This is a genomic window from Bradyrhizobium sp. CCGUVB4N, assembly GCF_024199945.1.
GTDB lineage: Bacteria > Pseudomonadota > Alphaproteobacteria > Rhizobiales > Xanthobacteraceae > Bradyrhizobium.
This window is the reverse complement of sequence record NZ_JANADP010000001.1, coordinates 5,092,016-5,105,258: the sequence shown is the minus strand read 5'-3', so window position 1 is coordinate 5,105,258 and position 13,243 is coordinate 5,092,016. Positions and strand designations below refer to the sequence as shown.

At 64.9% G+C, this 13,243-nt stretch carries 14 protein-coding genes; 2 read left to right on the top strand and 12 right to left on the bottom strand.

Features of this window, described 5'->3' with window-relative positions; translation table 11 throughout:
• Nucleotides 1-66: 66 nt before the first annotated feature.
• The gene (locus NLM31_RS23405) at nucleotides 67-459 is read left to right on the top strand and encodes an NUDIX hydrolase (protein ID WP_254131598.1); all 393 of its coding nucleotides are present in this window, start codon (nucleotides 67-69) and stop codon (nucleotides 457-459) included.
• 168 nt (nucleotides 460-627) lie between these two features.
• On the opposite strand, the gene NLM31_RS23400 is transcribed toward NLM31_RS23405, so the two are convergent.
• From NLM31_RS23400 to NLM31_RS23350, 11 genes are all read right to left on the bottom strand, one after another.
• The gene (locus tag NLM31_RS23400) at nucleotides 628-915 is read right to left on the bottom strand and encodes a YciI family protein (RefSeq protein WP_254193810.1); all 288 of its coding nucleotides are present in this window, start codon (nucleotides 913-915) and stop codon (nucleotides 628-630) included.
• 72 nt (nucleotides 916-987) lie between these two features.
• The gene (locus tag NLM31_RS23395; RefSeq protein ID WP_254131596.1) at nucleotides 988-1,962 is read right to left on the bottom strand and encodes a sugar ABC transporter substrate-binding protein; all 975 of its coding nucleotides are present in this window, start codon (nucleotides 1,960-1,962) and stop codon (nucleotides 988-990) included.
• Nucleotides 1,963-2,005: 43 nt separating this feature from the next.
• The gene (locus tag NLM31_RS23390) at nucleotides 2,006-2,983 is read right to left on the bottom strand and encodes an ABC transporter permease (RefSeq protein WP_254193809.1); all 978 of its coding nucleotides are present in this window, start codon (nucleotides 2,981-2,983) and stop codon (nucleotides 2,006-2,008) included.
• Entirely contained in the window at nucleotides 2,980-3,930 is a 951-nt protein-coding gene (locus NLM31_RS23385; RefSeq protein ID WP_254193808.1) for an ABC transporter permease, read from the bottom strand. Before NLM31_RS23385 ends, NLM31_RS23390 begins: the two co-directional genes overlap by 4 nt.
• On the bottom strand, nucleotides 3,923-5,437 hold the full coding sequence (locus NLM31_RS23380; protein WP_254193807.1) for a sugar ABC transporter ATP-binding protein: 1,515 nt from the start codon (nucleotides 5,435-5,437) through the stop codon (nucleotides 3,923-3,925). Before NLM31_RS23380 ends, NLM31_RS23385 begins: the two co-directional genes overlap by 8 nt.
• Nucleotides 5,434-6,825 (bottom strand): FAD-linked oxidase C-terminal domain-containing protein, encoded by a 1,392-nt coding sequence (locus NLM31_RS23375; protein ID WP_254193806.1) that lies wholly within the window; start codon nucleotides 6,823-6,825, stop codon nucleotides 5,434-5,436. Before NLM31_RS23375 ends, NLM31_RS23380 begins: the two co-directional genes overlap by 4 nt.
• A 63-nt stretch (nucleotides 6,826-6,888) precedes the next feature.
• Complete coding sequence (locus NLM31_RS23370; protein WP_254131591.1) at nucleotides 6,889-7,773, bottom strand: intradiol ring-cleavage dioxygenase; 885 nt, start codon at nucleotides 7,771-7,773, stop codon at nucleotides 6,889-6,891.
• A gap of 15 nt (nucleotides 7,774-7,788) precedes the next feature.
• Complete coding sequence (locus NLM31_RS23365) at nucleotides 7,789-8,691, bottom strand: NAD(P)-dependent oxidoreductase (protein ID WP_254193805.1); 903 nt, start codon at nucleotides 8,689-8,691, stop codon at nucleotides 7,789-7,791.
• Between the two features lie 19 nt (nucleotides 8,692-8,710).
• Entirely contained in the window at nucleotides 8,711-10,075 is a 1,365-nt protein-coding gene (locus NLM31_RS23360; RefSeq protein WP_254193804.1) for an amidohydrolase family protein, read from the bottom strand.
• Between the two features lie 5 nt (nucleotides 10,076-10,080).
• A complete protein-coding gene (locus NLM31_RS23355; protein ID WP_254193803.1) occupies nucleotides 10,081-11,160 on the bottom strand; it encodes a maleylacetate reductase in 1,080 nt (359 codons plus the stop codon).
• Nucleotides 11,157-11,480 carry a Dabb family protein gene (locus NLM31_RS23350; protein WP_254193802.1) on the bottom strand — a complete coding sequence of 108 codons (324 nt, stop codon included), beginning with the start codon at nucleotides 11,478-11,480 and terminating at the stop codon, nucleotides 11,157-11,159. The genes NLM31_RS23355 and NLM31_RS23350 overlap by 4 nt, the downstream gene beginning before the upstream one ends.
• A 107-nt stretch (nucleotides 11,481-11,587) precedes the next feature.
• On the opposite strand from NLM31_RS23350, the gene NLM31_RS23345 reads away from it, so the two are divergent.
• Nucleotides 11,588-12,508: a LysR family transcriptional regulator gene (locus tag NLM31_RS23345; protein WP_254131586.1), complete on the top strand. Its 921-nt coding sequence runs from the start codon at nucleotides 11,588-11,590 to the stop codon at nucleotides 12,506-12,508.
• Nucleotides 12,509-12,934: 426 nt separating this feature from the next.
• On the opposite strand, the gene NLM31_RS23340 is transcribed toward NLM31_RS23345, so the two are convergent.
• Nucleotides 12,935-13,198 carry a hypothetical protein gene (locus NLM31_RS23340; protein WP_254193801.1) on the bottom strand — a complete coding sequence of 88 codons (264 nt, stop codon included), beginning with the start codon at nucleotides 13,196-13,198 and terminating at the stop codon, nucleotides 12,935-12,937.
• Nucleotides 13,199-13,243: the final 45 nt, after the last annotated feature.

Sequence of the window (13,243 nt, the reverse complement as noted above, 5' to 3'; positions counted from 1 at the left end):
GAACTTGTCTAATGAAATAGACAAGTTACGATGGCGCGATTCTGTTTTCAGTTTGCGACAGTTGTAATGGCGAAGTCTTCCAAGCTGGTTGCCGCCAGGCGCGGCAAGGTTCTGTTGGTCAGGCGACGGTCGGACGGCCTCTGGATGTTCCCCGGCGGCCGCAAGCGCGCGCGCGAGTCCGACAAGGACTGCCTGCGCCGCGAGATCAAGGAGGAATTGCCCAAGCTGAAGCTCGGCCGGATCAGCCTCTGGAAGGAAGTGACGGCCAAGAACAAGCGCTCGGGCCGCAAGATGAGCGACGCGATCTTCATCGCCAAGAGCGCCAAGGGCCGGCTTGCGATCGGCGACAAGAAGGAGCTCGACCGAGCAGCCTGGCAGAAGCCGCGCGGGATCCGCCTGACCGCGACCTCGCGCTACATCCGCGATCGCCTGTTTCCGAGGAAGCCGCGGCGGAGCTAGCCGCCAGGGTGTGACAAATCGCCCGATCATTCCGCGCGGCAAGTGTGAACCAGTTCACAGGCGGCTGCGGAGAGGGCTGCTATAAGGACGTCATTGCCTTACCAATCCATTTTCCCCGAAACACCCCAGTGTCTCCGCGCACTGGGGTTTTTCGTGTCGGGGGCCTGCTCAGCCCTGCCGCCGCAGGAAGCCCGTGATCGTGACCTTCTCCCAGATGCCGGCCGCCGCGAACGGATCGGCGCGATTGAAGGCTTCGGCCTCGGCGCGGCTCGGAGACTCGATCAGGAACAGACTGCCGATCATCGTGGCGCCGTCGTCCGCGACCAGCGGTCCCGACATCACGATCTTGACGCCGAAGCGCGAGGTGTCGCTCAGGAACGTCTTGTGGGCATCGTAATTGGCTAGCCGCGTCGGCAGTGCACCGGTGCGGTCGATGGCATGGATGGCAAACAGCATGGTGTCTCCGTGTCTTGCTTCGGTTGTTGGGACGGCCGCGCTGGCGGCCATCCGTGCTTGTCGTGAAGAGGCTTACTTCGCGCCGAGCTTGCCGGCTTCCTCGAAGGTCGGGCAGGTGCGTTGCTCGAGCGGCTGGTCGAACGGCTGGTAATTGTCCTTGGTGATGACCGTCGGCTTCAGCACGATCTCGGAGATCACGGGTTCATTGCGCAACGAGCGGATCGCCATCATGGTGCCGAGACAGCCCTGGTAAAAGCCGTTGTAGTCTCCGCTCGCGAGCAGCTTGCCGGACTTGATGGCGTCGATCGCCTCTTTGGTGCCGTTGATGCCGATCACCTGGGCCTTGCGGTTGGCGCCGTCGAGCGCCTCGATCGCCCCGACCGCCATGGCGTCGTTGGCGGCGAGCACGCCATCGATCTGCGCGTTCGACTGCATCAGGTTCTCCATGACCTGGAGCGCCTGGAGCCGCTGATAGTTACCGGGCTGCGAGGCCAAGAGCTTGGCGCCCGGGTTCTCCTTCAGCGCATCGTTGAATCCGCGGACGCGATCGACGTTGGTGAGCGAGCCCTTGACGCCCTCGATGATCACGATGTTGCCCTTGCCGCCGAGCGTCTTGAGCAGGAAGCGCGCGGTCTCGAGGCCGAGGCTGTAGTCGTCGGCGCCGACGAAGGAGAGGAACTTGCCGCCGGCGGAGCGGTCGGTGATGTTGACGACGGGAATCTTGGCGTCGTTGATCTTCTCGACACCAGGCACCATCGCCTTGTAGTCGACCGGCGTGAACACGATCGCGCTCGGCTTCTTCACCACGACGTCCTCGATCTGGCTGAGCTGCTCTGGGATCGAGTCTGGCTTGGTCGGAATGTACTGGAGCGTCTTGGCGTTCAGCGTCTTCGCCATGTTGTCGGCGCCGACCCGCACCGTCTGGAAGAACGGGTTGGTCTGGTTCTTGGTGAAAACGGCAATGGTCTCGCCATCGGCGCGCGCCTGCGTCGTGAACGCGGCCGCCATCACCAATGGCAGTGCGAGATAGCCCAGTCTCTGTTTCATGTCGTCTCCATCCCCATTTTGGTTTGTTGGATTGCTTGAGAATTCATTGCGTGCGGCGGCGGGTCTTCATGTCGAGCCAGACCGCGAGAATGACGATGATGCCGGTGACGAGCGGCTGCCAATTGGCGCTGACCGAGAGCAGGTTCATGCCGTTCAGTACCAGCGTCAGGATCAGCGCGCCGATGAAGGTGCCGAACACTGTGCCGACACCGCCGAACAGCGAGGTGCCGCCGATCAGCACGGCCGCGATCGCCGGCAGTGTCAGGCTTTCGCCGATGTCGGCCTCGGCGGAATTGAGCCGAGACAGGAAGATGATCGAGGCAAGCCCCGCCATGGTGCCGGAGACGGCGTAGACCAGCAGTAGGCGGCGGGTGACGGGAATGCCGGAGAGGCGGGCGGCGACCGGATTGGCGCCGATCGCATAGATCTCCTGGCCCCAGATCGTGCGCTGGGCAAACAGCGTTCCGATGCCGAGGAACACCAGCAGCAGATAGACCGGGATCGGCAGCCCGAACAGATAGCCGCTCCCGATCTGGCGGAATCCAGCCGGGAAGCCGTGCAGCGTCTCGCCCGCCATGTACCAGTAGGTGAGCCCGTTCAGCACCCAGAGCATGCCGTAGGTGGCGATGAAGGAGGGGATGCGCAGCGCCGTCACCATGATGCCGTTGAGGAGGCCAACGATGCCGCCGCAGGCAAGACCCGTCAGGATGCCCAGCACCGGCGATCCCGTGGTGTGGATCACGGTCCCGGCGACGCAGGCGGACAGCGCGACATTGGCGCCGACCGAGAGATCGAGGCCGGCGGTGAGCACCACCAGCGTCAGGCCCGAGGCGATGAAGAAGGTAAGGCTCGCCTGGCGCAGGACGTTGAGGATGTTGCCGAGGCTGAGGAAGGAGTCGTTCAGCACCGCCAGCACGGCGCAGATCAGCAGCACGGCGAGCAGCCGGTAGCACAGCTGGATCGCGTCCTGGGACAGGAAGGAACGCGGCGGCGACAGCGCTTCCTTGGTGATGTCGGTCATGTGCGGCTCCGCAGGCCATCGAGGAACAGCGCGACGATGACGAGCACGCCGACGCTTGCGACCTGCACCGAGGACGGCAGCGAGATCAAATTCAGCCCGTTGCGCAGCACGCCGACGGCGATGACGCCGAGGAGCGTGCCGAGCAGCCAGCCGTTGCCGCGCTCGAACGAGGTGCCGCCGACCGCGACGGCTGCGATCGCATCGAATTCGAGCCCGAGGCCTGCGGTCGGATGGCCCGAATTCATGCGCGCGGTCATCAGCAGGCCCGCGATGCCGGCCATGGTGCCGCCGATCGCGTAGACCGCGATCAGCAGCTTGTTGGGCGAGAGGCCGGCATAGCGGAGCGCCTCGCGATTGCCGCCGAGCGCGAACACGTAGCTGCCGAAGCGGGTGTGATAGAGCAGGCCGTGAAAGGCGGCGTAGGTCACGAGCTCGATCACGATCGGCACGGGAACGCCGAGCAGCGTCGCCGAATAGATGTCGCGGACGCTGTGGGGAATACCGACCACGCTCTGGCCGTCGGAGACGATCAGCGACAGGCCTTGCGCCATGCCGAGGGTGCCGAGCGTCGCCACAAAGGGCGGGATGCCCAGGATCGCGACCAGCCAGCCGTTGACGGTGCCGAAGGCCGCGCCGACCAGCACGCCGGCGCCCAGGCCGAGCAGCATCGACTTGGTCGCGAGCGAGACGATGGCGACGCAGAGCGAGGTCAGCGTCAGCACCGCGCCCATCGAGAGGTCCAGTCCCTCGGTCATGATGATCAGCGTCATCGGCAGCGCCAGCATGGTCAGGATGGTCGACTGCACCAGCACGTTGGAGAGGTTGGCCGGGGTGAGAAAGCCGGGCGCAATGGCGCCAAACAGAACGATCAAGGCGCCCAGCACAATGGCGACGCCGGGAATGCGCTGCAGCGGATTGGGTTGGGAAACGACGGCGGCCTCACGCATGGTGCATCCCCAATCGCACGATGTTCTCCTCGGTCAGCTCGTTGCGCGCCAGATGTCCGGCGACGCGGCCTTCGCGCATCACATAGGCGCGGTCGCAGACATGGCAGATCTCGACCTGCTCGGACGAGATCATCAGCGCCGCGGCGCCCTCTGCGACCAGCCGGTCGATCAGGGCGAAGATCTCGGACTTTGCGCCGACGTCGATGCCGCGGGTCGGCTCGTCGAAGATGAAGAGCTTTGCGCCGGCCGCCAGCCACTTGCCGATCACGACCTTCTGCTGATTGCCGCCGGACAGCAGACCAACGGTCTGGCGCGCGCTCGGGGTGGCGATGCGGAGCTGACGGATCAGGCCATCGGCGGTGCGCTGGCCGCCGCGCGGATCGAAAAGCCCGCTTGGAAACAGTTTTCGCAGCGCCGAGACCACGAGATTGTCGCCGACCGAACGCAGCAGCGCGAGCCCTTCGCTCTTGCGGCTTTCCGGGATCAGCGCGATGCCGCGGCGGGCGGCAACGTCGGGCTCGCCGGAGATCGCCTTGCCGTCGAACACGATCTCGCCTGAGGCGACCGGATCAGCGCCGAAGATCGCGCGCGCCACCTCGGTGCGGCCGGATCCGACCAGGCCGCAGAGGCCGACGATCTCGCCGCGGCGGACCTCGATGTTGATGTCGGAGATGCCGCTCGGTGCGGTCAGCCCCTTGACCGCAAGCAGGACCTCGCCGGGCTTGTCGGCAAAATTGCGCGGATAGGTCATGTCGACGGTGCGGCCGACCATCATGCGAACGAGCTGGTCGGGCGTGACGTCGGCCGGCTTGACGCCGTCGATGCGGCGGCCGTCGCGCAGCACCGTGATGCGGTCGCCGAGCGCAAACACCTCGGCCATGCGGTGCGAAATATAGACGATGGAGACGCCGTCGGCTTTCAGCCGCGCGATCAACGCGAACAGCAGCTCGGTCTCGCGGTCGGACAGCGCGGCGGTGGGTTCGTCCATCACCAGGATGCGCGCGTTCTGGCTGATGGCTTTGGCGATCTCGACCATCTGCTGCTGGGCGACGCCGAGCGTGTTGACGACGACGGACGGATCGATGTCGAAGCCGATCGTGTCGAGCAGGCGCTTGGCATCGGCCAGGATCTTGCGCCGGTCGATGGTGCCGGGGATGCGACCCTTCGGCTCGCGGCCGAGGAAGATGTTCTGGGCGATGTCGAGATAGGGGACGAGCGAGAATTCCTGGAAGATCACGGCAATGCCGAGTTTTTGCGCGTCGGCGGTGGATGCAATCGTGACCTTCTCGCCCTTGTAGAAGAATTCCCCGGCGTCGGCCTGGTACGCGCCGCACAGCACCTTCATCAGGCTGGACTTGCCGGCGCCGTTCTCGCCGAGCAGCATGTGGACTTCGCTCGCGTAGAGCGCAAAGGACACGTCGTCCAGCGCCTTGACGCCGGGGAATTCCTTGCTGATGCCGCGCAGCTCGAGCAGCGGTGTAACTGCGGTCTCGACAGGGGTGTTCACGGCCGCACTCCCGAAAAGATCTTGCCGGGGTTCATCAATCCGTCCGGATCGAGCGCGGTCTTGATCGACCGCATCACGTCGACGGCTTCGCCGAGCTCGTCGGTGAGATAGTCGATCTTGCCGAGCCCGATGCCGTGTTCGCCGGTGCAGGTGCCGTCCATCGCGATGGCGCGGCCGACCATGCGGGCCTGCAGTGCCTTGGCGCCGTCGATTTCCTCCGGCTTTGCGGGATCGACCAGGATCAGCATGTGGAAATTGCCGTCGCCGACATGGCCGACGATCGGCGCGGTGAAACCGTGCTCATCGGCATCGCGGCGCGTCTCGGTCAGGCATTCCGCCAGCCGCGAGATCGGCACGCAGACATCGGTGATGACGGCGCGCGCGCCTGGTCGCAGGCCCAGGCCGGCATAGAGCGTGTTGTCGCGGGCGTGCCAGAGCCGGCTGCGGTCCTCCGGCGCCTTGGCCCATTCGAAACCGCGGCCGCCGTGCTCGGCGGCGATGGCCTGAGCCAACTCGGCCTGCTCGGCAACGGCGGTCTCCGAGCCGTGGAATTCGAAGAACAGGGTCGATGCCTCGCGATAGCCGAGCTTGGCGTAGGCGTTGATCCCGCGCATCATGACGTCGTCGAGCAGCTCGACGCGGGCCACGGGAATGGCAGCCTGGATGATGCCGATCGCGGTATCGACGGCGTTGTGCAGGGTGTCGAAGCTGCACACCGCCGCTGAGATCGCCTGCGGCAGCGGATGCAGTTTCAGGGTGATCTCGGTGATCACGCCGAGCGTGCCCTCGGCGCCGACGAACAACCGTGTCAGATCGTAGCCGGCCGCGGATTTGCGGGCGCGGCGGGAGGTGCGGATCACGCGACCGTCGGCCAGCACCACCTCCAGCGCCATGACATTGTCCTTCATGGTGCCATAGCGCACCGCCATGGTGCCTGACGCTCGCGTCGACGTCATGCCGCCGATCGAGGCATCCGCGCCGGGATCGATCGGGAAAAACAATCCGGTGCCGCGCAGCTCGGCATTGAGTTGCTTGCGGGTGATGCCGGGCTGGACCACGACATTCATGTCGCTGTCGTGGACCACCAGCACCTTGTTCATACGTGCGAAGTCGATGCAGACGCCGCCCGCGACCGCGGAGGCATTGCCCTCGAGCGAGGTGCCGGCGCCGAACGGCACGATCGGCATATCAGCGCCGGCGCAGAGCTTGACGATCTCGGCGACCTCCGCGGTCGTCTCGGGATAGACGACGATGTCCGGGGGCAGGGCGCGATAATAGGACTCGCTCTGGCCATGCTGGTCGAGCACGCCGCGCGCGATGGTCGCACGCGGACCGATCACGCCCGTGAGGCGTTCAGCCAAAGCGGCACTGTTGACCCGCGGTCCCATCGTTTCTCCCTGTCGTCCGTCCTTGTCGCGGACTGTTGTCAGTCCGTCGATTCGACGTTCGGCTTACGCCGCTTGCGCGTTGCTTGCAGCCTGCTTCAGGCCGAAATCATAGTTGAGATGGAAGTAGGCGCTGTCCACCATGCGACCATCCGGCGCACGGCCGGCCGGGCAATGCACGAAATCGTGGATCAGGCTGTCCTTGACGCCGAACACCACGTCAGAGTCGAGATATTTGTCGCCGGCGACGAACACATGCGTCACGAGCTGCTCGAAGCCAGGCGCCGAGATCATGAAGTGCACATGCGCCGGGCGCCAGGGATGGCGACCCTGCGCCTCCAGCATCTCGCCGACCGGGCCATCATGCGGGATCGGATAGGCCGCGGGCTTGATCGACCAGAAATGGAAGCGGCCATTGGCGTCGGTGTGGAAGCGGGCGCGCATCGTGAGATCGCCGATCTCGTCGAGCTGCTGCACGTCGTAATAGCCGTCATTGTCGGAATGCCAGACGTCGACCACGGCGCCTGCGAGCGGCCTTCCGTCGACGGTCGAGACCGAGCCCGTGACGATCATGGGATCGCCTTCCATGGTTCCGGAAATATCGTCGCCGTTCTGCTTCTCGGGCGCGGCCTGGACGAAGAACGGACCGAGCACGGTGGTCTCGGTCGCGCCTTCCGGCACCGGGTGGTTGATCGCGTCGACCAGCATGGAGACGCCGAGCGTATCCGACAGCAGGATAAACTCTTGTCGCTTGTCGTCGCACATGTGTCCGGTGCGGGTCAGGAAGTCGATGCCGTATTCCCACTCCTTCTGGGTCGGGCGGATCTCGCGCACGAAGGCATGGAGGTGACGCACCAGGGCTTCGCTGACCTGCTTGATGCGGGGATCGGTGGCGCCTGCGATACGCTCGAGCACGGCGTCGGTGATGTTGGTCTCGCTGAAATTACGCAAATCTGCCTCCGCTAATCAGAGTTTGGGCTCATCAAGGCCCGACAGCCGTTCGAGATGCTTCACGGTCGCGATGAAGTCGGTCTCGCCGTCGCCTTGCGCGACCAGCGAGCCGTAGGTCTCGCGCACCTGGGCTGCGAGCTGCAGCGGCACGCCGACGGCATGGCCGGCGCCGAGAATGAGGTCGAGGTCCTTGGCCATCTGCTTGCAGGAGAAGCTCGAGACGAAGTCGCGCTTTCGCAGCGGCGCGGTCTTGTACTTCACCATCGGGGAGGCGACCGCGCTCTCGTCCAGCACCTTCAAAATGTCCTGCCAGCCGATGCCGCCCTTGCGCGCCAGAGCCAGGCTCTCGGCCATCATCGCGGCCGAGACCGCGATCATGAGATTGACCGCGAGCTTTGCGTAGCGCGCTTCCTCGCTCGGCCCGAGATAGGTCTGCGCGCGGGTAAAACTCGCAAACAGCGGTTTTGCACTCTCGAAGGCGTCCTTTGGACCAGACACGAAGCAGCTCAGTGTGCCGGTGTGGACGATGCTGGCGTTGCCGGAGACCGGCGCCCGCAGATAGGCGACGCCACGCGCCTGCGCCGCGGCATCGACTTCGGCGGAGGCTTCGGCGCTGACCGTGCTGGTCTCGATCAGCACCGCCTTCGGCGCCATCGCGCCGATCAGCCCGGTCGGGCCGAGCATCACCGCGCGCAAGGCGGCGTCATCGGGGAGCGAGGTGACGACCAATGGGCGGCCGTTAACGGCGTCTGCGGGCGAGCCAGCCACGGCAATCCCGTGCTCGCGTGCCTCGTCGAGACGCGCGGTGCTCTGGTCGAAGGCGGTGACGGCGTAGCCGGCCTTGGCGACGAGAAGCGACATCGGCAGGCCCATCTTGCCGATGCCGATAAAGGCGACCTGTTTGCTTGTTTCAGTCATTGTTGTTGTCCGTTGGCCGCTATGTTGCGGCGTGCCCTTGTCGTTCGATGTCTTTCACCAGCCGCTGGCCGGATCGCGCGAGCAGCTCTTTCTTCCGGTCGAGCCCGTCAACCAGCAGTTTTCCGTTCCGCTTCTTCCAGACGCCCCCGATCATCACCGACTCGATGTTGGCGAGGCTGGTCTGCATCACCACGGTGGCGATGGGATCATGGACCGGAAAGAGGTTGAGATCGTCGGCGTTGATGACCACGAGATCGGCGAGTTTGCCCGGCGTCAGCGACCCGATCTGGCTCTCGCGGCCGAGCATGCGTGCGCCTTCGGTGGTGATCCAGGCCAGCGCTTCGCGCGCGGGAATCGTGGTCGTCGCTGGAATTGTGCCTTCGCTCTTGCGCATCTCGGAATTGTCGAGCGCGCGCTGCATCGACAGGGCGACGCGGGCGGCAGAAAAGAGGTCTCCGGCCAGCACGGATTCCAGGTCGATGCCGATGGTGGGCCGGACACCGCGTTTGAGCAGCCGTCCGGTGATGGGAAAGCCGTGGCCCTGGATCATCTCGTTTTCGGGCGTCACCGAGAAGCTGACGCCGAGATCGATCAACTTTTGCAGGAGATCGTCGGGCAGATCGTTGCCATGAACGATGTTGACGTTCGGCCCAACGAGCCCGGCTTCGATCAGCTTCTCCCAGCCACCTTGCGTCTTCGCAGGACCGCCGCCCTGATGCATCGAGGCGATCAGGCCGAGTTCCCGCGCCAGCCGGAAATCGTGCAAGGACACGTCGAGCGTCGAATAGTGCGGACCGAGAATGGCAAGTCCGAGCGTGACCAGGCCATTGCGGTCGGCGAGGGGACCCGCCAGCAGCCGCTCGACTTCGCGGCGCGGATGCGGCACCTCCGAGAAATGCGGCTCGCCCGGTTTCGGCTCAGGCTTCGGCGAGCCGTGGAAGAAGGCAGCTCGGATGCCGCTCTCGATCAGGCCGCGCACGGCGGCGTCGGTGTGAGCCGGCGTCGGGTTGTTGTGGCACCAATCGACCAGCGTGGTGGCGCCGCAATTGATCTGGTTCAGCGCGCCGACGAGGGTGGCGATGTAGATGTCGTCGGGGGCGAACAGGGTCGCGAGCCCGGCATGCATGCGGCGGAAATATTCGAGCAGCGTCCAGTTCGCGGCATAGCCGCGCAACGCCGTCTGCCAGGTGTGCATGTGCGCGTTGATCAGCCCGGGGATGACGATGCGGCCGCGACCGTCGATGATCTCGGCATCGGTGGCGTCAATGCCGGGACGCACCTCGGCGATCCGTCCATTCTCGACCAGCACGTCGCCGACACGGAGATCGCCGATCGATGCGTCCATGCTGATGATCGTTGCTGACTGGATAAGGGTGCGCCGCATGTCGGTCACGCCGCCGCTTTGGCTGCGACGGGCGGATCGCCGGCCCAGGCGCGCGCGATCAGATCGCGGATGGCGTCGCGCTCGAGCGGACGCGGATTCCAGTAGGCATTGGTGACGGCGAGATCGGCCGCCTTGTCGATGCCGCTCTCGGGCATGCCGATGTCGCGTAGCGCGACCTTGGCTCCCAGTCGCTTGGCGAGATCGTAGAGACCCTGGGCCGCATCTGCCGCACCGATTGCACGCACGATCAGCGCCATCGCATCAGGCACCGCGGGCGCGTTGTAGGCCAGCGCGTGCGGCAGCACGATCGTGTGCGTCTCGGCATGCGGCAGGTCAAACGTACCGCCGAGCGTGTGGCAGAGCTTGTGATGCAACGCCATGCCGACGGTGCCGAGACACACGCCGCACAGCCACGCACCGTAGAGCGCATCGCTGCGCGCCGCGCGATCATCGGGCTTGGCCGCAATCGCGGGCAGCGCCCGCGCCAATGCACGGATGCCTTCCTCGGCCATCAGCGAGGTCACGGGATTGGTGTCGCGCGCGTAGAGCGCCTCCACCGCATGCGCGATGGCATTGATGCCGGAGGTGGCGGTGAGGCCGACCGGCAGCGTCATCGTCAGGTCGACATCGTAGATCACGGTCTCCGGCAGCACGGCGGTATCGCGGACCGTGGTCTTCAGTCCGTTCTCGGTCTGGCCGAGGATCGGGGTCATCTCCGAGCCGGCATAGGTGGTGGGAATGCAGAGCTGGTTGACGCCGGTGCGCAACGCGAGCGCCTTGCCAAGACCGGTCGTCGAGCCGCCGCCGAGCGCCACCACGCAATCGGCGTCGCAGGCTTTCATCGCCGCAATGGCGTGCTCGGTCACCTCAACGGGCGTGTGCATGGTGGCGCCGGCAAAAATGCCGGCATAGAGCGGGCCCAATGCGGCACCGAGCGCTTTGCCTTGCGCTTCCTGCTGCGGCGTCGTGAGCACCAGAGCGCGGCGGCCGCCCAGGCGCTCGATCTCGGCCTTGGCCGAGGCAAGAGTTCCGCTGCCGAACACGACGCGGCAGGGCAGATTTTCAAAGGTGAACGAACCGATCATGCGCCGGTCTCTTTGACGGGATAATCGACCTGGAAGCGTCCGATCCGCAAGTCGCCGAGCTCCTCCCGCACCCGCAGATGTTCCGGATGGGTGGCGTAGGCCTTAAGGGCCGCGCTGTCGGTAAACTCGGAGACGAGGACAACGTCGCAGGCGTAATCGACATCGCTGATATCAGCGCCAACCTCGATATGGGTGAGGCCGTCGATCCGGCCCCTGAGGCCTTCGAACAGGGTTTTGACCTTGGTCCGGGCGGCCAAACGCTCGGCCTCGGTCTCCCCGCGCAGCCGCCACATCACGATGTGCTTGATCGGACCCGACATTTCTCAAATTTCCTCGCCTGCGATCTTGCTTGTTGACTCCATTTTGCCTTGCAGAAATCGGAAATAAAGGCCAAAAATCGTAAGTCTCTTTTCCACTATGAGGAAGAATGGACCGGCTCCTCCAGCTCGAGGTGTTTTCCAGGACGGCCGAGCTCGGCAGCCTCTCCAAGGCCGCCGACACCTTGCGGATGTCGAACGCGGCTGCGAGCCGGCACCTCAGCGCACTGGAGGAGCGGCTCGCGGTCCGGCTGATCGAGCGCAACACGCGCCGTCAATGGCTGACCGAAGCCGGGCAGGAGCTGCTGCAGCGTTGCAGCACGCTGCTGAACGAACTCGCGGAGGCCGAGGATGCCGTCAGTGATCGCGCGCTCTCGCCCAAGGGCATGCTGCGCGTCACGAGCTCGCTGTCCTTTGCGATGATCTACATGGCGCCGATGCTGCCGGCGTTTCGCAAGCTCTACCCGAAGCTCGATGTGCAGATCATCGCCGCCAACCGCTATCCTGACTTCATCGAGGCCGGCATCGACGTCGCCATCCGCACGCGGGAGCAAGAGCCGGATTCCAACATCATCATCCGCCGCATCGGGCAGATGCGCCGCGTGCTGGCGGCTGCACCGTCCTATCTCGCGGCGCACGGCACGCCAGAGCATCCTGCCGATCTCGCGCGCCATGACATGCTGGTCTACAACCTCGCCAACGATCCCTATTCGCTGCGGTTGAGCCGGGGCAGCACGACGCAGACCGTTCGGATCGCGCCGACGCTCGACAGCAATGACGGCCAGATCATCTGCGGCGCCGCGCGCGCGGGGCTCGGTATCCTGATCCAGCCGCTCTACATCGTGCAGAGCGACATCGCAGCCGGCAAGCTCGTGCCCGTGTTGACGGACTGGGAATTGCCGCTGCTGACGATGAACGTGGCCTATCAGAACCGCGTCCGGCTGCCGGCGAAGATCAGGGTGTTTTCGGACTTTCTGGTCGATCACATCCGCGCGCATTCCGACGCCGGGATCTGGATCGAGGCGACGTAAAAGGCCTGCCGGGTCCTATTCGGATCGTTCCTGCACCCGCGCGCGTCCGGCGGACGACGACCGCGATCGAGGAGCCGCACGCGGTTCCGGCGGGATAGAGCGCCTGGCTGCTTCGACCTCGTGCTGTTCCTTGCGGGCCTTCCTCGCGTTTCGCATGGCGCGCTTGATGAAGGGATGTTGCGAGTCCTCGGCGAAGAACAACACGACCTCGCAACCGGGACATTGCCTGGAATAGCCGTCCTGCAACCGTCCCGCGCGATCGCGAAACATCGTCTTGCAGCGCGTGCACTGGACCTGGACGAAACTCATGTGCCGACAACAATGACTATTGGAAATCGGCAGCCACGGTGAGCCGAATATCTGAAGAAAGCCTGAAAGCCGGTTGCGACTTTCACGCGCGTCTTGCGGCGCAACCGGCAGCAACCGCTATTGCTTCGCGGCGATCGCGTCCAGGCAGTGATTGAGATAATCGGTCCGATCGCGCGGCAGCACTTTCTCCAGATCCGCCTTCAGGGCGCATTCGCGCTGACGGATCTGCTCGGCGCGGCGTTTTTCAGCCGCTTCGCGGTATTCGGGTGCAACCTTGCTGGGATCGACCAGGCCTTGGGATCGGGCAGGCACCGTGACAAGTAGCGCGACGGCTGCGACAACAATAAACTGATTCAAATGAGTCTCCGTAAAAGCGCTCATCCTAGCGCTTGGTTTCGGAAGGCTCAAACGGCAAGTGCGATGCGG

Coding starts and splice junctions, on each gene's coding strand:
- NLM31_RS23405 (WP_254131598.1), top strand. CDS start 67: ATGGCGAAGTCTTCCAAGCTGGTTGCCGCCAGGCGCGGCAAGGTTCTG.
- NLM31_RS23400 (WP_254193810.1), bottom strand. CDS start 915: ATGCTGTTTGCCATCCATGCCATCGACCGCACCGGTGCACTGCCGACG.
- NLM31_RS23395 (WP_254131596.1), bottom strand. CDS start 1,962: ATGAAACAGAGACTGGGCTATCTCGCACTGCCATTGGTGATGGCGGCC.
- NLM31_RS23390 (WP_254193809.1), bottom strand. CDS start 2,983: ATGACCGACATCACCAAGGAAGCGCTGTCGCCGCCGCGTTCCTTCCTG.
- NLM31_RS23385 (WP_254193808.1), bottom strand. CDS start 3,930: ATGCGTGAGGCCGCCGTCGTTTCCCAACCCAATCCGCTGCAGCGCATT.
- NLM31_RS23375 (WP_254193806.1), bottom strand. CDS start 6,825: ATGGGACCGCGGGTCAACAGTGCCGCTTTGGCTGAACGCCTCACGGGC.
- NLM31_RS23365 (WP_254193805.1), bottom strand. CDS start 8,691: ATGACTGAAACAAGCAAACAGGTCGCCTTTATCGGCATCGGCAAGATG.
- NLM31_RS23360 (WP_254193804.1), bottom strand. CDS start 10,075: ATGCGGCGCACCCTTATCCAGTCAGCAACGATCATCAGCATGGACGCA.
- NLM31_RS23355 (WP_254193803.1), bottom strand. CDS start 11,160: ATGATCGGTTCGTTCACCTTTGAAAATCTGCCCTGCCGCGTCGTGTTC.
- NLM31_RS23350 (WP_254193802.1), bottom strand. CDS start 11,480: ATGTCGGGTCCGATCAAGCACATCGTGATGTGGCGGCTGCGCGGGGAG.
- NLM31_RS23345 (WP_254131586.1), top strand. CDS start 11,588: ATGGACCGGCTCCTCCAGCTCGAGGTGTTTTCCAGGACGGCCGAGCTC.
- NLM31_RS23340 (WP_254193801.1), bottom strand. CDS start 13,198: ATGAGCGCTTTTACGGAGACTCATTTGAATCAGTTTATTGTTGTCGCA.